This is a genomic window from Desemzia sp. C1, assembly GCF_020882875.1.
Taxonomy (GTDB): domain Bacteria; phylum Bacillota; class Bacilli; order Lactobacillales; family Carnobacteriaceae; genus Desemzia; species Desemzia incerta.
The window spans coordinates 549,612-570,718 of the sequence record NZ_JAJIZP010000003.1 but is presented as its reverse complement, the minus strand read 5'-3'; the positions used below and the strand labels follow the sequence as shown (position 1 = coordinate 570,718).

Annotated in this window: 21 protein-coding genes; 19 read left to right on the top strand and 2 right to left on the bottom strand. The window is 38.0% G+C overall.

Annotation, left to right across the window (positions count from 1 at the left end; genetic code table 11):
- Positions 1 to 2 precede the first annotated feature (2 nt).
- Complete coding sequence (locus LMF32_RS03145; protein WP_230523835.1) at positions 3 to 1,109, bottom strand: Ldh family oxidoreductase; 1,107 nt, start codon at positions 1,107 to 1,109, stop codon at positions 3 to 5.
- Positions 1,110 to 1,427: 318 nt separating this feature from the next.
- Between LMF32_RS03145 and LMF32_RS03140 the strand changes: the two genes are divergently transcribed.
- The 3 genes from LMF32_RS03140 to LMF32_RS03130 all read left to right on the top strand — a co-directional run bounded on the left by LMF32_RS03140 (position 1,428) and on the right by LMF32_RS03130 (position 3,814).
- Positions 1,428 to 2,798, top strand: coding sequence for a nucleobase:cation symporter-2 family protein (locus LMF32_RS03140; protein ID WP_230523834.1), 1,371 nt, complete (start codon positions 1,428 to 1,430; stop codon positions 2,796 to 2,798).
- Between the two features lie 128 nt (positions 2,799 to 2,926).
- Positions 2,927 to 3,064, top strand: a complete 138-nt coding sequence (locus tag LMF32_RS03135; protein WP_177192451.1) for a hypothetical protein — start codon at positions 2,927 to 2,929, stop codon at positions 3,062 to 3,064.
- 87 nt (positions 3,065 to 3,151) lie between these two features.
- Entirely contained in the window at positions 3,152 to 3,814 is a 663-nt protein-coding gene (locus LMF32_RS03130; RefSeq protein WP_230523833.1) for a CAP domain-containing protein, read from the top strand.
- Positions 3,815 to 3,899: 85 nt separating this feature from the next.
- Here LMF32_RS03130 and LMF32_RS03125 read toward each other — a convergent pair whose 3' ends face one another.
- Positions 3,900 to 4,349, bottom strand: a complete 450-nt coding sequence (locus tag LMF32_RS03125) for a YaiI/YqxD family protein (protein ID WP_230525067.1) — start codon at positions 4,347 to 4,349, stop codon at positions 3,900 to 3,902.
- A 291-nt stretch (positions 4,350 to 4,640) separates the two neighbouring features.
- Here LMF32_RS03125 and LMF32_RS03120 point away from each other — a divergent pair, with 291 nt between their 5' ends.
- The 16 genes from LMF32_RS03120 to LMF32_RS03045 all read left to right on the top strand — a co-directional run bounded on the left by LMF32_RS03120 (position 4,641) and on the right by LMF32_RS03045 (position 20,938).
- Positions 4,641 to 6,410, top strand: coding sequence for a methyl-accepting chemotaxis protein (locus LMF32_RS03120; protein WP_230523832.1), 1,770 nt, complete (start codon positions 4,641 to 4,643; stop codon positions 6,408 to 6,410).
- A 145-nt stretch (positions 6,411 to 6,555) separates the two neighbouring features.
- Positions 6,556 to 8,766 (top strand): methyl-accepting chemotaxis protein, encoded by a 2,211-nt coding sequence (locus tag LMF32_RS03115; protein ID WP_230523831.1) that lies wholly within the window; start codon positions 6,556 to 6,558, stop codon positions 8,764 to 8,766.
- Between the two features lie 30 nt (positions 8,767 to 8,796).
- Positions 8,797 to 9,276: a chemotaxis protein CheW gene (locus LMF32_RS03110; protein WP_092479034.1), complete on the top strand. Its 480-nt coding sequence runs from the start codon at positions 8,797 to 8,799 to the stop codon at positions 9,274 to 9,276.
- Between the two features lie 38 nt (positions 9,277 to 9,314).
- Positions 9,315 to 9,797, top strand: coding sequence for a chemotaxis protein CheD (locus LMF32_RS03105; protein ID WP_092479036.1), 483 nt, complete (start codon positions 9,315 to 9,317; stop codon positions 9,795 to 9,797).
- A 19-nt stretch (positions 9,798 to 9,816) separates the two neighbouring features.
- Positions 9,817 to 10,863: a chemotaxis response regulator protein-glutamate methylesterase gene (locus LMF32_RS03100; RefSeq protein ID WP_230523830.1), complete on the top strand. Its 1,047-nt coding sequence runs from the start codon at positions 9,817 to 9,819 to the stop codon at positions 10,861 to 10,863.
- Positions 10,863 to 11,639 (top strand): protein-glutamate O-methyltransferase CheR, encoded by a 777-nt coding sequence (locus LMF32_RS03095; RefSeq protein ID WP_230523829.1) that lies wholly within the window; start codon positions 10,863 to 10,865, stop codon positions 11,637 to 11,639. The genes LMF32_RS03100 and LMF32_RS03095 overlap by 1 nt, the downstream gene beginning before the upstream one ends.
- Before the next feature lie 307 nt (positions 11,640 to 11,946).
- Positions 11,947 to 13,983, top strand: a complete 2,037-nt coding sequence (locus LMF32_RS03090; RefSeq protein WP_230523828.1) for a chemotaxis protein CheA — start codon at positions 11,947 to 11,949, stop codon at positions 13,981 to 13,983.
- Positions 13,967 to 14,563 carry a chemotaxis protein CheC gene (locus tag LMF32_RS03085; RefSeq protein ID WP_230523827.1) on the top strand — a complete coding sequence of 199 codons (597 nt, stop codon included), beginning with the start codon at positions 13,967 to 13,969 and terminating at the stop codon, positions 14,561 to 14,563. Before LMF32_RS03090 ends, LMF32_RS03085 begins: the two co-directional genes overlap by 17 nt.
- Positions 14,564 to 14,578: 15 nt before the next feature.
- Positions 14,579 to 14,941, top strand: a complete 363-nt coding sequence (locus LMF32_RS03080; protein ID WP_230523826.1) for a response regulator — start codon at positions 14,579 to 14,581, stop codon at positions 14,939 to 14,941.
- Between the two features lie 16 nt (positions 14,942 to 14,957).
- Complete coding sequence (locus LMF32_RS03075) at positions 14,958 to 15,374, top strand: chemotaxis protein CheW (RefSeq protein WP_230523825.1); 417 nt, start codon at positions 14,958 to 14,960, stop codon at positions 15,372 to 15,374.
- Positions 15,374 to 16,366, top strand: a complete 993-nt coding sequence (gene fliM / locus LMF32_RS03070; protein ID WP_230523824.1) for a flagellar motor switch protein FliM — start codon at positions 15,374 to 15,376, stop codon at positions 16,364 to 16,366. Before LMF32_RS03075 ends, fliM begins: the two co-directional genes overlap by 1 nt.
- The gene (gene fliY, locus LMF32_RS03065; RefSeq protein ID WP_230523823.1) at positions 16,366 to 17,451 is read left to right on the top strand and encodes a flagellar motor switch phosphatase FliY; all 1,086 of its coding nucleotides are present in this window, start codon (positions 16,366 to 16,368) and stop codon (positions 17,449 to 17,451) included. The genes fliM and fliY overlap by 1 nt, the downstream gene beginning before the upstream one ends.
- A 418-nt stretch (positions 17,452 to 17,869) precedes the next feature.
- A complete protein-coding gene (gene flgM, locus LMF32_RS03060) occupies positions 17,870 to 18,163 on the top strand; it encodes a flagellar biosynthesis anti-sigma factor FlgM (RefSeq protein WP_230523822.1) in 294 nt (97 codons plus the stop codon).
- Entirely contained in the window at positions 18,163 to 18,531 is a 369-nt protein-coding gene (locus tag LMF32_RS03055) for a flagellar protein FlgN (protein ID WP_230523821.1), read from the top strand. The genes flgM and LMF32_RS03055 overlap by 1 nt, the downstream gene beginning before the upstream one ends.
- 19 nt (positions 18,532 to 18,550) lie before the next feature.
- Positions 18,551 to 19,990, top strand: coding sequence for a flagellar hook-associated protein FlgK (gene flgK / locus LMF32_RS03050; RefSeq protein WP_230523820.1), 1,440 nt, complete (start codon positions 18,551 to 18,553; stop codon positions 19,988 to 19,990).
- 6 nt (positions 19,991 to 19,996) lie between these two features.
- Positions 19,997 to 20,938 carry a flagellin gene (locus LMF32_RS03045; RefSeq protein WP_230523819.1) on the top strand — a complete coding sequence of 314 codons (942 nt, stop codon included), beginning with the start codon at positions 19,997 to 19,999 and terminating at the stop codon, positions 20,936 to 20,938.
- The last annotated feature ends 169 nt before the right edge of the window (positions 20,939 to 21,107 follow it).

The following is a 21,107-nucleotide window of genomic DNA, read 5'->3' as shown; positions in this document are numbered from 1 at the left end:
CCTCAATCTTCAAATGGGAAACGGAAGTCGACCAATCCAGCATCGTCACGGATAGAAATCAATTCTTTTTGTACCGATTCATTTACAGGCAAGCCGGTTTTTTCTCGTTCTTGCCAAATCAAGTATTCTTTTTCTCCAGCAGTATAAATACGTTCAGCTCCAGGTGCTTTTTGTGAAGAACGCAACTCGCGCATAATATCTCCAGCTGTTTTCTTGAAACTGTCTAGACCCATAAATGCTTCCGTATCGATAGCGATAAAGAAGTGACCTAAATGGAATTTTGTTTTTTCACCGTTTTCTCCAATTCCTGTTAACATGCTTAAAAAGCTCCCTTGTTGTAAAGCAGCTGATAAAACTTCTACGATCGTTGCATAGCCGTAACCTTTGTAGCCAGATAATTCTTCACCGATACCTCCTAAAGGAGCCAACGCGGCTTCACCGGTTTGAAGATCATGAAGAATTTGATTGGAATCGGTCAGAGCAGAACCATCGCGTCCGATAACTGTTCCGGCAGGAGTGTCTTTTCCTTCGCGGGCATACAATTCAATTTTCCCTCTTTGGATGATAGAAGTCGCACAATCTAATGAAAAATGGAAAGGTTCGTCAGTAGGAAAACTGACTGTCAAAGGATTAGTTCCTAATTTGTTTTCTACTCCAAAAGTAGGTGCGATGGATGGACGGGCATTTGTCCCTGACATACCAATACAACCTGCATCCGCAGCCATATCAGTATGGTAACCAGCAATCCCGTAATGAGTAGAGTTGCGAACGGCCACCATGCCCATACCGTATTTTTTTGCTTTTTCGATAGCCATTTTCATTGAATGATGGGCAATTACTTGTCCCATTCCATCATGACCATCTACTACAGCAGTAGTAGGGGTTTCGCGAATGATTTCGAAGTCGGTAACAGGATTTTGCACGCCATCTTTGATACGGTCTATATAAATCGGCTTGAAACGATTTACCCCATGACTCTCGATTCCTTTTTTATCCGATTGCAATAAGACATCCGCACAAATTTTGGCATCATCTTCAGGCACCCCATAAGCAGCAAAAGCCTTTTCGACAAAATCAGTCAAAAAGTCCCATTCTAAATAATTTGACATGACAATTCCTCCTTTTTGCATTTGTGAATCGATGATCAAATAACGATAGATAGAAAACGCTTACATAACTACGATTATAGTTTAACATAAGTCAAAATCCCCCTCAATCAAAACTTAAAAGAAATAAAGAATTGTTTTACAAAGAATAAAATCCCGACACTTTAAAAACACGAACGATTTTTAATTTGTAAATTAAAATATTTCGTAATTAAGCTTTACTTTTTGGTTATATCCTAATATAATGATTTTACAACTTTAATAAACGAACTATTCAATGATTAAGTGGTAAAGCGTTCGTTATAAAACAGGAGGGTTAATGTGGAAGAGAAAATGCAGCATCCAGTAGTTGGTAGTAGAAGAGTGGATCACTTGAAAGAACAAGATGATAGTCTAACGTTGAATTACGGAATTGAAGACACACCCGATTTTGTCACCACCGTTGTTTTAGGGTTTCAAAATGTACTAACGGCTTTTGGAGGACTCGTAGCGGTCCCTTTGGTTATTGCAGGTATCGCCGGTTTTGGCGTTACAGATACAGCTTACATGATCAGTGCTGCATTATTGGTTTCTGGAATCGTCTCGATCATCCAATCAAAAGGATTTGGACCAAAAAAATTTAGAGTAGGGGCAGGTATCCCAACTATCATGGGAACTGATTTTGGTTTCGTAGGACCGGCAAATGCAGTCATCAATACGATGGGTGGAGGTATTGCAGGTTACTTAGGCGGAACGATGATGGGGGCGTTACTTGAAATCGGGCTCAGCTTTTTTGTCAAACCGCTAATGAAATTTTTCCCTCCTGTAGTTACTGGATCAGTTATTGCGCTGATGGGAATGACTTTGATGCCAGTTGCTTTTGAATGGGTCGGAGGCGGAGTTGGAGCTGCCAACTTTGGAGATCCATTCAACTTGATTATTGCGAGTTTTGTTTTCTTGATCGTTCTTGGAATCAACCATTACGGCAGCAAGAGAATTGCTCCAGCTGCTGTGTTATTAGGGATCGTCATTGGTTATCTTGTCTGTATTCCTCTAGGCATGGTCGATTTTTCTCAAGTGGCTCAAGCGCAATGGTTCGCTTTTCCACAACTGTTCAAGTTTGGAATCAACTTTGATTTGAAATTTGCGATCCCATTTGTAGCAGGATACTTAGTGACCATTATTGAAACGGTGGGAGTTATGCAAACCATCGGCGAAGTCACACAAACGAAATTATCTGATGAAGATATAGCCAATGGTGTGCGGGCAGACGGTGTTGGTTCTTTCATTGGACCAGCTTTAGGATCTGGTCCAGTAGCAACGTTCAGTCAAAATGCTGGCTTGATTCCGTTGACTCGAAACGCTTCACGTTCAGTAGCTATAGCTGCGGGAGTCATTTTGATGTTAATGAGTTTTTTCCCTAAGTTTGCTACTTTGGTATCAATTATGCCCATGCCGGTTCTAGGTGGAGCTGGGATCTTGATGTTCGGCACAGTTGCTGGTGCCGGAATCAAATCCCTTTCACGTGTTAAAATGAACAACCGCAATTTACTGATCGTCTCTTCTGCAATTGGAGTCGGGTTAGGGGTAGCTTTTAGACCGGAAGTAGTAGCTGGTCTACCGGGAATTTTAGGCGGATTGTTTTCTTCCGGTATTTCAGCCGGTACGATCGTGGCTTTAGTCTTAAATATTTTATTGAAAGAAGAAAAATAACTAATTATTTTAAGACCTGACTTTTATGCAAATAAAAGTTGGGCTTTTTTATGCTTTTCGGTAACTATTTGGTTGTGTAAGGTGAAGAGTCGCTTATATCGGCCATGAGCGAGTAAAAAAGATGCCTTATGGCACAAAAAAAATTCCAAACGGCCATGAGAGTGGAAAAAATATTCCTCATGGCTGATATGAACGATTTACAAGCCATGAGCATAGACAAATTAAGATTTATGGCGCAAAATGCCAATCCAGCCATCCTAAACTAGTAATCAGTCTGTAACCTGTTCGGGGAGATAATTTGGTATACTAAAGTATCTAGTAAAACACCTTTGTTCATAAGAAAGGAAGTAAAGATGACCAAATTTTTTGGATTTATATTGACCATTTTAGTCTCTGTTGTGTTTGGTTTTTGGCTGGCTGCAACGAATATTTTAGATGGGACTCGCGCAGGAGATGTATTGTATGAAATAGTCGATATAATACCTATGCCAAATGAAAGTTCAACAGCTTTGCAAGTTGATATCCCTAAAGAAGAAACCAGCGCATCAACGGTGCAATCGTCTGAAGAAGGTACTCCCGAAAATACTGCAACAAATCAAAATGGAATAGATTATCAGGTTATCGAAAATCATATTTTTGAATTGCTTAATGAGCTGAGAGCTGAAGTAGGTGTCTCAACACTCAAAAAAAATGATCAGTTAAAAGTGGCTGCAGATAAACGAGCTGTAGAAACGGAAGAATTGTTTGAACATACTCGTCCAGATGGAAGTGATCCTTTTACGGTTTTAGAAGAAGGAGAAACTCCCTATCGTTATCGGTGGGCTGGGGAAAACTTAGCTATGGCAACTTATTATTTAGATGAAATCGGTATGGCAGAAGTTATTTTTGAAGGCTGGAAAAATAGTGAAGGACACTACAAAAATATGATCAAACCTGAATTTAAAGAAGTGGGTATCGGAATCCATTATGATGGAGAGATTCTATACGCAACTCAAATTTTTGGGACGCCGCTGTAAAATAAAATAAAAACATTCTCCGCATCAATGAAAATCATTGTTGATACGGAGAATGTTTTTTTATAGTTAAATTTTTTGAGTATGTTTAATTCGTATACTCGTCCAAAATAATTCTGAATGAGGATTTAAATTGTTCACGGTCTTCTTTAGTAAAGGCTTTTGGTCCTTTAGTTCGCTGGCCGCTCTTACGTGCCATAGCGCTTAAATAACGCGACTGCAATAATTGATCTATATTATCTGCAGTGTATCTAAAGCCGGTATGGTGCAACACGATACAGCCCTTTGCTAAACATAATGAAGCTAGACCATAGTCTTGAGTGATCAAGACATCTCCTTTTTTTACCAGCTGCATAATACGATAATCGGCCGCTTCAGCGCCAGTATCTACATAAACAGTGTTTACATTTTGCGGATATTCCTTTGTGGAATAATGAGAAATACTCGTCACTAAAGTAACCGGTAATCCTCGTTTCACGCCTTCTTCAATCACAGTGTCTTTTACAGGACTTGCATCTGCATCAATAAAAATATGCACCTTCATCACCTAAACTTTCTCTTTTGTTCCTTCAATTGATTTTAGTATACAAGAAACCCGATGATTTACAAATTGCAAATTAGAAGATTAAATTTAATACAAAAAGTTTTACACAGATATAGGTAATAATGTGACAAACTATTCACATTATTGCCTATTAATTTGTTAGTTTTTCTCCCGATATAATCAACAGTCAATATAATCTTTTTTACAAATTTTAAAGAGGAGGGAAATTTGTAAGGAATAGTAGTTGTTGTATCGTGTACATAATGAAAAGTGAGGGAAAAATTAATGGAAACAACAAATAAATTAACAGAGACACCTTTAGAAAAAGCAACATCGCGTTCGTTTAATTTCAAAGATAAATTTAATGCAAAGAGTATCAAAGGGAAAATGCTATCAAATTTTGGTGTAATTATATTATTAGTATTAATTAGTAACGGGATTAATTTGTTCAGTATTTCTCGTCAAAATGATGCTGTGACAAGTGTATTAGAAGAAGACATGGAATTACTGATTTTAGATGAAAGGTTAGCCAGTAACATGGCAGAGCGTATGAATTTATTACAAGCTTATGTCATCTCAGAAGATACAGATTATTTAAACACTTTTAATGACAGAATTGACGAAAGTATTGCTTTAGAGAACGAATTTTTAAGCAGCTCCAATTCAAGCGAAGCTCAAAACTTGGTGGACCAAAAAATTGAATGGGGAACGTTTACCGACGAAGTGATTGCAGCGATGGAAGAAGACGATACTGCTCTAGCCGGAATGACTATGCTTAATGAAGTTATTCCTAGAGGAGATGAATTGATTCAATCCTTTAATGAATTATCAACTAATCGGGAAGAAGAAATCCAAAAGACAGCTCAAGAAGTTAAAGAGGCTGGTGCAGGAATGGCGATGAATTTAATCATCGTTGCAGGACTTACGATTGTTCTTGGTATAGGTATTGCTCTATTTGTTTCTAACAGTATTTCTAAACCCATCAAACAATTGAAAGAACGCATGCAAATTATGGCTGCAGGTGATTTAAGTACTGAACCTTTAGAAGCAACATCACAAGATGAAATTGGAGAACTAATGACAGCGGCTAATGAAATGAGCTATAGAACAGCTGAAGTCTTGAAAGAAGCAAGTACGATCGCTCAAACGACTTCTCATTACAGTGAGGAATTGACGCAAGCTACTTTTGAAGTGAAAAGTGGAGCGGAACAAATCGCAACAACTATGCAAGAAATGGCATCCGGTTCAGAGACACAAGCAGGAAATGCTTCAGAATTGGCTGTAGTAATGGATTCATTTGTAAAAATCATTGAAGATGCTAATACAACAAGTACTACTGCAAAAAATCAATCGGCTAATATTCTAGAAATGTCTGCGGATGGACAAGATTTGATGAATACGTCAACACAACAAATGACTAAAATCGATAGTGTAGTCAGCCAAGCCGTTGAAAAAATGTTTGGTTTGAATACTCAAACAAACGAAATTTCAAAATTGGTAGAAGTTATCAAAGATGTAGCAGACCAAACGAACTTATTAGCTTTGAATGCAGCTATTGAAGCGGCTCGTGCAGGAGAACACGGGAAAGGATTTGCTGTAGTTGCTGATGAAGTTCGTAAATTAGCGGAACAAACATCTAACTCAGTTAAAGACATCACCAACTTTGTGGAAACAATCCAAAATGAGTCATTCAACGTGATGGACTCATTAAGTAACGGATACAGAGAAGTTACAGAAGGTACAGCGCAAATCAAACAAACAGGAGCGATGTTGAGCTCCATCAATAATGAAATTTCTAATATCTCTACTGGAGTTAATAAAATTACGGCTAACTTAGAAGATATTCTAGCGTACAGTAAAGAAATGGATATTTCTATAGGCGACATTGCTTCTGTATCAGAAGAGTCAGCTGCAGGTGTAGAAGAAACGTCTGCTGCTTCACAAGAAATTTCCGGATCAATGGATGAAGTATCAGCAAGCGCGGTACAAGTATCAGAATTAGCCGATAAATTAAACGATTTAGTACAACATTTCAAACTTTCAGCAGAAGCATAATCGGCGGAAAGAAAATAACAGCTTAAAAGAAGATAAAAGATGAAGATGAGGTTTTACACTCATCTTCACATACATATTTGCTTTAGGTAAGGATTGAAGGAGAGTTTTTAGATGTAGAGAATTTACAGTTGAAGGAGACACAATGATGGCAGACAAGTTCAAAGATATAGTGAAAACGGTAATTGAGAAAGCAAAGGATATTCGATGGAAAAAGCGAGATGTCTCGAAAACGAACCGAAAAAAAAGTATTAAATACCCTATTATTCTGTTAATCGTACTATTAGTAGCAGCTCCTGTCGTAGTCGCATTAACATTATCTGCAGATAATTCAACGAAGCTATTAGCTGACCGTATTGAAACCAGCGAAAAAGATATGACCACTATCCTGGCAAATCAATTGCAAGATACGGCTAGATCCATGGAAAACAGCTTGGATTTGTTAGCTAAAGAAGAAGCTTTTTGGCAAATTGCAGAAGATGATTCAGTGCGTTCAGAGATCTGGAACAATCTGAATATTTTACAGACGACCAGCAGCAATATTGGAACAGCTTTATATGCTCCAATAGAAAAAGAAATTATTGCTACTACAACTGGAGTATATGAAAATTATGACCCTACAAATAGAGAATGGTATACAGGCGCATTAGGTGCGAAAGGGAAAGTATATTGGAGCACTCCTTATACAAATACAGTTGACTCTGAACAAATCATCACAGCTTCAAAAGCCGTTTATCAAGGTGGAGAATTGGTAGGTGTTCTGGCTTTTGACTTGTTATTGAGTAACATCAATAACATGGTCAATGATCTGAATATTGGAAATACCGGCTATTTCTTTATTGCTGATAAAAATGGAACAGTCTTTATGTCACAAAAAGCATCAGAAGTCGATTCATCAATTGTAAACGATCCTATGTTTACAACTGCTTACGAAGAAAACGGATTTGTGGACAATGAGCGCAACGAAAAAGTTGACGCTTATTATCAAAAAGTACCTGCTTTAGGGTTGACGATTTATACGATCGCTGAAAAAGCAGAAATGGCACCAGAACTAGCGATGAACAATAAAGTTATTGTATTCATAGTAGTTGTTGGTACTCTGATAGCTGTTTTATTAGCCTTATTTGTTTCAGGATATCTTACTCGAATCACGGCATCATTTGTTCAGGCATTTGATAAGTTAAAAAATGGAGACTTGTCCACTCGGATGACTTCAGATGACTTAGCGTTTAAATTTGAGAGTAAATGGTTGAAAAAGAAAAAAACGATTCAATCTACGTCAGTGAGTGAAGACGGAAATGAATTTGGGCAGCTTGCACACCACTTTAATGAAATGGCACGTCGCTTCAATGAGACAGTAGGAAGAATGAAAGAAGAGAGCATCCAACTGGCAGACATGACAGAAACCATGACAGAGATCGCAAGACAAACGACTTCAGCAACAGAAGAAGTTTCTGAAACGATCATGGGAGTTGCAGAAGCAACAGGAACTCAAACTCAAGACACAACTCATACGGCTGAACAAATGGGCGAATTGGTAGATGTATTCAATCAAATAGAAGCGAGTTTAGGTCAAATGCAAACGAACACTGAAGTTACCGCTGAAGCTAATATGAACAGCAGTGAAAAATTGTTCTTTGTGTATGAGAATTGGCAAGCTACAGTAGAAATGTTGAAAACATTGCAAAAAAATATCAACGGCGTGAACATGGAAATTCAAAATGTGGATAAGATTGTGCAATCTATTCAAGAAATTTCAAAACAAACCAATCTATTGGCATTGAATGCAGCTATTGAGGCTGCTCGAGCAGGGGAAGCCGGAAGAGGTTTTGCGGTCGTTGCAGATGAAGTCCGTAAATTGGCCGAAAAAAGTGCATCATCCTCTAAAGAGATCAGTCAAATCATTTCCACCATTCAGAAGAAATCGAATGATATGGTGACAAAAGTTCAAGACACGAACGATGGCAGTGAAAAGCAAACAGCGTTCATTGATCAAGCCATTGATGCAGCCAATACAGTTACAGATAAAATGGACCTATTGATGCAAGACATCAGCAGTGTAGCGGGACTAAATGAAGTTATTGTGGTCAAAAAAGAAACGGTTGTGTCTTCTATTGAGAACATAGCGGCTTCTGCTGAGGAAAATTCCGCAGCTACAGAAGAAGTTTCTGCTAATGCAGAAGAAATATTGGCGACTATGCAAGAATTCAGTTCGCACATTACGGATCTAGAGAGAGTAGCAAGTGAATTGAGCGATTCAGCTAACCAATTCCAATTGTATGATGAGGAAACAGATCATGCAGATGAAGACGATGAAGTTTATCCAGATGTGGAAAACTTATCTCTTGGAGAAATTTAGTGTAATACGCTTAAGAAAGCAGGTGTAAAAGTGAAAAAGCACATTATCTTTATGTGTAACAATCAAAAAACAGCCGTTGATATTGATGTTACAGAACGAATCTTGTTGTTGGAAGATATCACCTTGATTCCAGATACTTCGAATTATATTAAAGGTGTGATCGATTATAGCGAAGAAGTCCTTCCAGTGATTGATTTAAACGAGCGATTATTCCATCAAACGTATCAAAAAACGGAGCAGACGAAAGTGATCGTAACTTTGTGGAAAAACAAAAAAATCGGATTGATCGTGGATGATGTTACTGCAGTTCAAGACTTTAGTGATCAAGAACTGCAATCTGATACGAATGAAAATAAAGGCAGAAGCATCAGAGCGATTGTCAGAACTCCTGAAAGTATTATTACCGTTATAGATGTGGACAACCTATTTTCAGCTGATGGAGAAGCTGAATTGTTATCTATCATAGAAACCTTTGCAAAAGAAAAAGAAGGCTCTTCTGAAAAAGAGTAAACCCAACCTTTTGCGTATGAAAAAGTGGTGAATAGTGAATGTCAGAAGAATTAAAAGTAAGAATATCCGATTATAAAATTGCGACACCCCCAGATTCATTGATCACTATCGCTCTTGGTTCTTGCGTAGGGATCGCTGTCTATGATCCTAAAACTAAAGTGGGCGGTCTGAGCCATATCATGCTGCCAGACAGTAAATTATTTAAACCACCTTATAAAGTTGAAAAATTTGCTGACTTAGCTATTCCCCAAATGGTGAAAGAGATCAAACAGTTGGCTCGTACCGAAAAACTCGTAGCGAAAATCGCTGGGGGAGCCAGTATGTTTCAATTCTCCAGTCAATCAGATGGAGAGTCCATCGGGGATCGGAATATCAAAGCTGTCATTGATTGTTTGAACGAACTGAATATTCCTTTATTGGGTCAGCAAACAGGTGGAAATACAGGTAGAACGATGATGGTAGACTTGGAAGAATTTAAGGTAACTGTCCGTAGTGCGAATCGTGATATTAGTGTTTTATGAAAGGTAAAGGAATGGAAAAATGAGTATAAAAATATTTCTAGTCGACGATTCGCCATTTATGCGAAAAGTTTTTTCGGATATCATTTCCGACATAGTTGGTTTGGAAGTTATTGGAACTTCCAGAAGCGGTAGAGATACCATACGCAGGTCGGAGCAATTAAAACCTGATTTGATTTTGATGGATGTCAACATGCCTGGATTGAACGGATTAGAAACATTGAAACTCATTAAAGAGATGAGTTCGGTTCGTATCGTGATGATGAGCTCTCAAGGTGGGGAAGATATGACTATCGAAGCACTGGAAAGCGGTGCGGACGATTTTATAGGAAAACCTGAAAATTTAAGAGCCAATAGCGACGAGTTCAAAAAAGAACTGGAAGTTCGCATTAAAGCACTGTTCAAGACCGCAGAGGCAAAAGCCCGAACGGCTATTAAAAGTACACCGGTGAAGAGAAAAAGACCAGTCTTAAACAGTATTTTTCCAGAACAGACTGTTCCAGAAAAAGTAAAAGCGATTGCTATCGGAGCTTCTACGGGAGGACCTAGAGCATTGATGCAAGTAGTTTCGAAGTTTCCAGCGAACTTATCGATCCCCGTTTTTATCGTTCAGCACATGCCGGCTGGTTTTACGGCTTCATTTGCTCAACGAATGAATACTGAATCAAATGTTACAGTGGTTGAAGCTGTGGATGGCTTACCTGTGGAAAAAGGAATAGTGTATGTAGCTCCTGGCAATTACCATATGGTTGTGGAAAACCAAACGATTCGGTTGTTATCCACTCCTAAGATCCACGGTGTTCGTCCAGCTGTTGATATTTTGTTTGAGTCGATCAAAGATGAATACAAACAAAATATCATAGGAGTCGTCCTGACTGGAATGGGTTACGATGGAACTAAAGGATTATATGATATTAAATCTGTTGGGGGATATACCTTAGCGCAAAACGAAGAAACATCAGTCGTTTACGGGATGCCTAAGAACGCTGTGGAAAACGGCGTAGTAGATCAATGTATAGGATTGAAAGAAATTTCGGATATCCTAAATCAAATTATAAAGGTGAGCTAATGGAACTTAACTATGATTTCTTTTATCAATGGACAACAAAAAATCTTAAATTGAACTTAGATGGGTATAAAGAGACTCAATTGCAACGACGTATCGCAACGAGTATGAAAAATGCTGGTGCAGAATCATTAGAAGAATATGCAGTAGTCATTGAAAAGAATCCTGAAGCGAAACAAAAATTCTTGGACTATATCACCATCAATGTAACGGATTTTTTCCGTAACAAAGATATTTTTGAAGAATTCGAAGATCAGCTGGTCAATGAACTGCTGCCAAAGTTTCCTTCTTTAAAAATCTGGAGTGCTGCTTGTTCAACAGGCGCAGAAGCTTATTCTATAGCGATGATTTTAGCTAAACACAATGTTAAGCTGCAAAATAAAATCCTTGCTACAGATATTGATGAAACGATTCTGCAAAAAGGACGAGACGGGATCTATAATGAGTATGAGTTGAAGAATTTAGAATACAACTTGCGAGACAAGTATTTTCAAGAGACAAAAGGCAAGTACCACGTAAACAACTCTATCAAACGTACCGTTGAATTTAAAAGACATGACCTGATATCGGATGCTTATCCAAAAAATTATCACGTCATCGTTTGCCGAAACGTCATGATTTATTTCAAGAATGACGTTAAGAATGAAATCTATCGCAAGATCAGTGAAGCTCTAGTACCAGGAGGACTCTACTTCGCAGGAGCCACTGAAACCATCTACGACCCAGCACAATACAACCTAAAAAAACTCACACCCTTTATATATCAAAAGGATGCGTAGGTCGCTGGTTTGACTTGAAGGGAAAATCTATTCTCTTTTTAGAGGATGCTCTTTATCCTCAAAAAAGAGAATGATTTTTTCCGAAAGTCAAGCGAACGCAGCTCAACTAAAAAAGGATGCGTAGGTCGCTTGATAGACACGACAAGAAAATAGGGAATTCAAATGAGGATGCTCTTTATCCTAAATTGAATTTGTCATTTTCTCGAGTGTCTAGCGACTGAACTCAACTAAAAGGATGCGTAGGTCGCTGGTTTGACAGACTTAAAGCGAAATATCCAAAGCGATCAGATTTAAAGGAGGGAATGCAATGGATGATAACAGTAAATACCTGGAGTTGTTTTTCGAAGAGTCTGATGAACACATTCAAAGTTTGAATGACTGTGTATTAGACCTTGAGAGTGATCCAGAAAACCAAGAAATTATTGATGATATGTTTCGTTCAGCTCATACATTAAAAGGTATGGCCGGCACGATGGGATATGATTCATTAGCGCAATTAACACATAAAATGGAAAACGTATTTGATCTATTAAAGAAAAAAACAATTAAAGCTGATTCACGTTCTATCGAACTGATCTTTAGTTGTTTGGATTCTATTTCTGCCATCGTAGAAGATTTAAGACAAGGCGGAGAAGGTGTTTTAGATGTGGCAGATTTAGTCGTTCGATTAAATGCTGTCTCTGAAGGAGAACAAGACGCTTCTGTGGAAGAAAAAACAGTTGTGGATAGTGATGATAATTTCAATTCGCAATTGCATTTTATTGACGAATCAGACGTAGCCGTAATCGAAAGCGCAGCTGCAGATGGTTACCAAGCATATACTGTTACGATTAAAATTGAAGAAACAAGCGGTATGAAAAATGCCCGTGTCTTTCTTGTGATGAGCAAATTAGATCAACAAGGAGAAGTGCTTCATTCTGAACCGAATGCAGAGGTATTAGAAAAAGAAGATTTTGGCTCCGTATTTAAAGTTGTTTTATTGACTCAAGCAGACGAAGAAACGATTAAAGAAGCTGCATTGAACAACAGTGAAATTGAAGATGTGTTAGTAAAAGCATTTGACAAAAATGATGTAGTATCTGAAAAAGAGGTCGAAGAAAAAGTTGTCCTTGAGTCAAAAGCTGCTCCTGTAGAAGAAGCTAAAAAAGAAACCGTCAAAAAAACAGCTTCTAAAGCGACACAGGGCAACCAAACTGTTCGAGTAGACATCACGAAATTAGATGATTTTTTGAATGCTGTTTCTGAGTTGCTGATTTATCGAACACGTTTAGAAAGTATCAGTCAAGACAATGAAATCAAAGAGATGAATGAGCCGTTGGAACAATTTGCGCGGATCACGACTGAATTGCAAGACTTGGTATTGAAGATTCGTCTTCAACCAGTCAGCACAGTAATGACGAATTTTCCTCGTATGATTCGTGATCTTGGAAATGATTTAGGTAAGAAATACAATTTAGTGATCGAGGGCGGAGAAACCGAATTAGACCGGACAGTTGTTTCAGAACTAGGAGAACCTCTCATTCATTTGATTCGTAATGCTGCAGACCATGGAATCGAGATGCCTGAAGATCGTCAGAAAATCGGGAAAGATCCAGCAGGATTGATTCATATTTCAGCTTACCAAGAAGGCAACCGAGTCGTACTAACAGTGCGTGATGACGGGAAAGGGTTGAACCCTCAAGCTATCAAAGAGAGTGCTGAAAGAAAAGGTATTGTGACAACTGGATTGTCAGATATTGAATTGCAGCATTTGATTTTCCATCCAGGGTTTTCTACAGCTAAAGAAGTGACTGGAATTTCCGGTCGTGGAGTTGGGATGGATGCTGTTCAACAGAAAATCCATTCATTAGGCGGAACAGTGGAAATCATCAGTGCAGTAAACCAAGGAACAACCTTTAAAATCAATTTGCCATTAACGTTGTCTATCATTGATTCATTGCTGATTAAAGTAGGAAACAGTACTTTTGCGATTCCACGAGGAATTATTGAAAAAGTTGTCAGTCCAGGTCCCGGTGAAATCATTCAAACATATGAAAATGAAATCTACACCACAGGCGGAGCTACACCGGTTATTCGCTTAACTGAAGTATTAGGAATGGAAGACACAAATAATCCAGAACCTTATTTGATCATTGTGAAACTTGGCGAAAATCGTTTTGCATTGAAAATTGATGATATCATCAAGCAACAAGAGATCGTTATCAAAGATCTAGGAAAAGAGTTGTCTCAAGTAAACTGTTACTCAGGAGCCACAATTTTGGGAAATGGAGAAATCGTCTTGATCTTAGATGTCACAGCCATTGCCAACGAAAGTCAAGGTGTTCAAAATGCCATCAGAGTTTAGTACAGTCCAACTAGACGCTTTAAAAGAAGTGATCAATATTGGTGGAGGAAATGCTGCAACCAGTTTATCTCAACTCATCAACAAACCGGTGCATATGACAGTGCCAACCATTGAGGTCATGGCATATGAAGATATGTTCGAACAAGTGATGTCAGAAGATACGATGATTGATGCGGTTCTGACAAAAATGTTTGGACAAGCAGAAGGAGTCTTCTTATTGGTAGGTTTAGAAGAAGATATGAAGCATTTAGCTTCTATTATGTTGCCGGAAAACAGTGAAACAAATCCAGAGATGATTGACTCAGCTTTGAAAGAGTTAGCGAATATTTTAGTAAACTCATTTTTGAACGCTGTAACAAAACTGTTGGATATTAACTTATTGACATCCATTCCGTTGTTGACACGGGACATGTTTGGCGCCATAGTAAGTAGTGTCTATATGGAAAGTGGACAATATGATGATACGATCTTGATTTTAAAAAATGAATTTTATTACATGGGTGAGCGAATGGAAGCAGCGTTATACTTCGTTCCAACACCAGGCGTATTAGATAAATTATTTAGTGTATTAGGAGTTTGAAAGGGGAAATAACAAATGACAAAACGTGTACTTATTGTAGATGACGCAGCATTCATGCGTATGAAATTAAAGGATATTTTAGAGAAAAACGGCTATTCAGTTGTAGCAGAAGCAGAGAACGGGGCAGACGCTATTGAAAAATACAAAGCAGAAAACCCTGATATCGTCACTATGGACATTACGATGCCGGAAATGGATGGCGTAGAAGCATTAAAAGGAATCAAAGCTTTTGATCCAAGTGCTAAAGTAGTTATGTGCAGCGCAATGGGCCAACAATCTATGGTAATGGACGCGATTCGTGCCGGAGCAATGGACTTTATTGTAAAACCATTTGATACAGGCCGTGTTATCCAAGCGTTAGATAAAGTCACTCAATAATTGGAGTTGAACAAAAATGCAGATTGTGATGTTTACGATAAAAGATAACTATTATGCGATAGAATCAAAAAATGTGGAAGAAATCACGCAACAGTTAGCTTGGACGCCTGTTCCAAATGCCCCAAAGTGGGTACAAGGATTGATCAATTTAAGAGGTGAAGTGCTAACTTTGATAAATTTCCAACAATTATTGTATCCCGATGGCGAAGAAAAAGATTTGTGCTACAATAGGAGCATCATTTTATCAACCGACAAAGGAAAAGTCGCCTTAATGGTTGATAATGTGGAGGAAGTTACCCAAGTAGAACCATCAGCTATTGAACTTGCGGATAAAAATGCGCAAGAAAAAGTGGCGGGCGTCATTTCGATAAAAGAGAAACTCGTCAGCATGCTCAACTTGGATGCTTTACTACCTAAAAGTGAGGGAGAATAGTGAAACAAGTCTTATCACAACAAGAGATAGACTCCTTATTGGCAGCCGTACAAAGTGGAGAAATCGATTCAGAAGAATTAGAAGAAGCTGAAAAACCGAAAATAAAAGCCTATGATTTCAGACGTCCAGTTCGTTTGTCAAAAGAATACATCAGTACTTTGACGATGATCTTCGAAGAGTTTGCTAAGATTGCCGGCAACTCGCTGTCTAATCAAGTCCGTAACAATGTTGATCTTCAATTGGCTTCAATTGAACAGGTCAGTTTTGAAGAGTTCACAAATTCTGTGCCTCGTTTTACATGGATGAATATTTTCCACTCCAATCCTTTGGAAGGTGTTCAAGTAGTAGAAGTGAATCCTCAGTTTACGTTGCAGATGATTGAATTGCTGTGCGGAAGTTCAGATATCATCACTACGACTGAACTCCAAGGAAAAGAAGATTTTACAGAAATCGAATTGGCTATTTTGGAAGAAGTTTCTGCTAGTTTCCAAAGAGCTTTCAAAGCTGCTTGGACTGATATCATGGAGCTGGATACAGTATTAGATTCCATGGCGACGAACCCGCAAATGCTTCAAAGCATGTCCCCCAATGAACCAGTTGTTTTAACAACATTCACTGTGACCTTGTTGGGAAATCAATCCTTTATGAACTTGTGTATCCCTTATATTTTCTTTGAAAAGATTTTAGATAAGCTGAGTTTTAAAAATTGGTTCCATACAGAAAAAGAAAATAGTCATTTGGACAGTGATCAATTAGAGCAAACTTTGCAAGCTGTTCATGTAAATACGGAAGTCTTATTAGGAAAAACAAAGATGACTTTAGACAACTTTTTACAATTAGAAGTGGGAGACATCATTCAACTGGACGGAAAAACGTCTCAACCTTTAGTCATGTCGGTTGAAAACTTACCTTCTTACCTTGTGAAGCCTGGATTGAAAGGGAAACACTTGGCAGTTGAAGTACTAGAAAATATTGGAGGAGAAACAAGCTAATGAGCGAAGCATTATCACAAGAAGAAATCGATATGTTGTTGAATGGGAATTCCTCGGCTCCAGCAGAGGAAATAATTGAATCGCTGACGAAAGATCAAGAAGATATCATTGGTGAAGTCGGGAATATATCCATGTCTCAAGCAGCGACGACGTTGTCCAAAAACTTGAACCATCAAGTGAAAATCACTACTCCACGTGTTTCTACAACGACATTCAAAAAAATCATTGAAGAGTCTGTTACTCCAAAAGTAGCGACGACTGTGGAATTCAAAGAAGGTCTTGTAGGAACGAATTTATTGATGATGGATGTGAACGATTCTGCTGTGATCGCCGATTTAATGATGGGCGGAACTGGAGACGTTCAAACAGAAGAATTGACGGAGTTGGAATTGAGCGCGGTCAAAGAAGCGATGAATCAAATGATTGGATCAGCTTCTACGGCTATGGCAACAATGTTGGGAAGAATGATCGACATCTTGCCGCCAGACGTGTTGGTGTTAAATGAAAACAATTTAGATGCTCATCAAGACATGATCAACAACTCAGGAACCGTTTGTCAAATTGCGTTTGATTTAGATGTAGAAGGTATTTTACATAGTGAAATTATGCAAGTCTTTACGTTGGATACCGTCAAATTGATTGAAAGTATCGTGATGAATGATACGGCTGAAGTATTGGAAGGACGTACAGCAGAAACAGAAGAAGCTGTTTCTGCACCTGCACCAGAGCCGGTCGTTGAAGAAACACCTGCTCCAGCTGCTGAAAAAGTGTCGTTCTCAAAACCTCAATTCTTGGAGCTGAACGCAAAAGACTCTGAGAAAGCAACGAAAAACTTAGACTTGATCATGGATGTTCCCTTAGATTTCAGTGTCGTTTTAGGTGAAAGTCGCAAAACGATCAAGGACATTTTGTCATTAGGCACAGGTTCTGTTGTGGAACTGGATAAAATGACAGATGAGCCATTAGAGATCTATGTGAACGGAAAATTGATCGCTGAAGGCGAAGTCGTTGTCATCAACGAAAGTTTCGGTATCCGTATCACGAATATTTTAAGCAAAGAACAACGGATCAGACATTTGAGATAACAGTAGAGATTCGAAGAAAAGGTTAAGACAATTGTCTTAGCCTTTTTTGCTGTCTATTTTCAAAGAATGGTTTGTGTTCCTTTTTATCCTGAATAAACCTGAAATCGGCACGCAAAATATATTTACGTTCCGATTTTAGTAGATACCAACAAAAACTGGCACGCAAATATATTTTGCGTGCCGTTATGAAGAAAACAGCTTTAAAAATGGAACGCAACTAGAAACAGAGAGTAGAAATGTGTCTTTATTATCCAGAATGAAGCGATTCATTTTTAATTCACAAAAGATTTCATTTATAAATATTAGAAAGTGGGTTAATATTTAAAGGAACTGTCCGATATAGTCTTTGAAAGTCATAAAAGACACGAATCGACTAAATAAATTAACTTAATGGACAAGATAGAAAGGAGCTGGAGACATGAAAATCAATAATGGATACAACCAATATGTGAATAATTCTCTCCGCTACAATAAAGAAACGACTGAAAATAAAAACATCAAACCTCAAGCAACCGTAAGTGAAGAGGCTGTAAAAGTAGAAATCTCAGATGCTGCTAAACAAGTTGCTAAAGTCAATAATAATGCCGCATTCAGCGAAAGAGTACAAGCAATCAAGCAAGCTGTAATGAATGGAACATATGAAGTTTCACCTGAAAAAATCGCTGACAAAATGGTAGATGAAATGAGTCAACAACGTGAGGGCATAGAATAATGAGTCAAGAAAATAAAATCTTACCTCTGTTGTCCGATTTTATTGAATTGCTAAAAAGTGAAAAAAAAGCTTTGATTGAAAATGATGCAGAAAAAGTGGTAGAAATCGTTTCTGAAAAACAAGTCTTTTTAGAACAACTAGAAACGTTATCTCCAGACTCATTTGCTGATGAAGCTTTAAGAGCTCCTTTAGCGGAGATCAAACATTTGCAAGAAACGAATCTAATGTTGACGAAAACAGCTCTTCAATTTCAAGAAACGATCTTGAAAGCCATTACGACTACGGTAAAGAGTTCTGGAAATACGTATTCGAAAAAAGGCTATTATAAGGGTAATGAACAAGCAACATTGATCAATCAATCGTTATAAGAAATGAAGAGGTGGAAAAATGTCCGGATTATTTGGATCGTTAAATTCAGCAACATCAGGAATGACGTCAGCTCAGACAGTCCTGCAAACAATCAGTCACAACGTAGCTAACGCAAATACAGATGGGTATTCAAAACAACGAGTAACGTTGGAAACGAATAACCCGTTCAATAAATCTGGTGTCGGCCAATTAGGTACCGGTGTGCGTGTTTCAGGCGTGATACGTGTAGTAGATGACGCTGTAGTAGAGCAATTGAGAGACGAAAACAGTACATTAGCAAAATTCGAATCAAAATCAGATGCGCTTCAACAATTAGAAGCGATTTTTAATGAACCCTCTAAAACAGGCTTGAGCAACAACTTAAGTGAAGTATTCGCTTCATGGACTTATTTAGGCTCAAACCCAGAAATAGCCACGGCTAAAACAATGGTCGTGCAAAACTCTGAAACTATGACCGATACAATGAATCACATGGCTACTCAGTTGGAAAAACTGCAAGGAAATACATTAAAAGGTATTGAACAAGACGTAAAAGACTTTAATACCAAATTAGAGCAATTACACTCTCTAAACAAACAAGTTTCTTACTCTATTTCCAGTGGTCAAACACCAAATGACTTGTTGGATAAACAAGACGCTTTATTGAGTGAAATGAGTGAACTAGCTGGAGTCGAAGTGAAATTTGACGAGATGCGCCAAGCTACAGTGAGTATTGGCGGACAAGAATTGTTGACACCAACCGGTATGCAAAAATTGGCTGTTGCAGGTCAACCGAATCCTGAAGGAAAAATTGTCTTAGCTGGAGATAACTCTAAAGAGATTGTTTTAACTAGCGGATCAGCTAAAGGCTCTCAAGAAGCATTAGCAGAAATTAACAAGCAGGTAGCTAATTTAAATGATTTTGCCTACACTTTTGCTTCGGCAGTCAATATGATACATAGCGGCGGAGATACAGATGGTAAACAATTCTTTAATTTAAACGATGTGGATGGCAATTATGCTAAAAGTATTTCTGTAAACGCTGAACTGGTTAAGGATCCTGAAAAAGTGAATTCAGGGAAATCATTGACTGACCCAGCTGCGGGAGACGGAAGCAGAGCTCAAGCTATTGCTGACTTGCAAAATACGAAATTGGTCTATTCTTCAAACGAGACACTTAAATATGATGAAACAACCATGACAATCAAAGATCAAGCTAATGGAACTTCTGTTTCTAATGGCTATAACGATATTGTTACAGAAATCGGAATTACAAAACAACAATCAGATAATATGTTTTCTAGTCAAGAGGACTTAGTCCAGCTATTGGATCAACGTCGCCAATCGATTTCAGGCGTTTCGATCAACGAAGAAGTGGCTAGTATGATTCAACACCAAAGTGCGTTCCAAGCAAATTCAAGAATGATATCTACGATTTCTGAAATGCTGGATACTTTGATCAACCGTACGGGGGTATAATGACCGATGAGAATAACGGATTCTTACATGTCTTCGAATTTTATCAATAACTTACAAAGCAATCTGAAAAATCTTTCTAAAGTTCAAAATCAATTGTCTTCTTTAAAAGAAGTCAGTAAATCTTCAGATGATCCTATGTTGGTTTCTGAAATTATGGACTTAAATGACAGCATCATCCAGAATAAAGAATACATGAATACGATTGAAGACTCGATTGATTTTTCTAATATGCAAGACACTGCATATGATGCAGCAACGAAATCAATGTCCAGAATTCGTACGTTGATCCAACAAGCTGGAACAGATACGGTCAACAATGAAGACCGTCAATTGATCAAAGCCGAGGTAGAAGCGGAAATTCAAACGTTAACGGATGCTTTAAATACGAATTTTGGTGGAAAGTATGTATTTTCTGGAATGGAAACCACTACAAAACCTTTCACGTTCAGTACTGAAAAAGATCCGGATGGTAAGGTTATTGGATTAACCTATGCTGGAACGGACAATGAAGGTGTCAGTGGAAACTTAACTCGAAGAATTGCTCAAGGCGTTCAAATAGAATTAAGAACAGACGGCCGTAAATTGTTAAACGAACAAGGAGTTAATGGTGAAAAAGATAACTTAGGAACCTTCTTAAGCGATGCATTGTCTGCCTTAGAAAAAGGTGACGTGAGTGCATTATCTGGAGATTTACTTGCCAGAGCCGACAAAGAAATCGATAATATCGTTACTCAGCGTGCTGAAAATGGTGCTATCTTCAATCGTTTAGAAGCCTCTAAAGAACGTAATACATCAGAAAACTTAAACTTAGAATCCATGCGTTCAGACAAGCAAGACATTGATTTAGCAGAAAAATTCATGGAATACACTATGGAGCAAACAGCATACCAAGCTTCCCTTGCTATGGGAACAAAAATTCTATCAACAAGTATTTTAGACTACATTTAATTATGTGGTCTTTTTTTTCATTTTAGCTTAACTAACCTATTATTGGGCCGATATAGATTTTGAAGACGCGAACTTCAGTGAAAAAGACTTTTATAAAAAATGTAAAAAAGTTACTTAATTACTTAATTAATACATTGAACGACCGATATAGATTTTGAAGACGCGAACT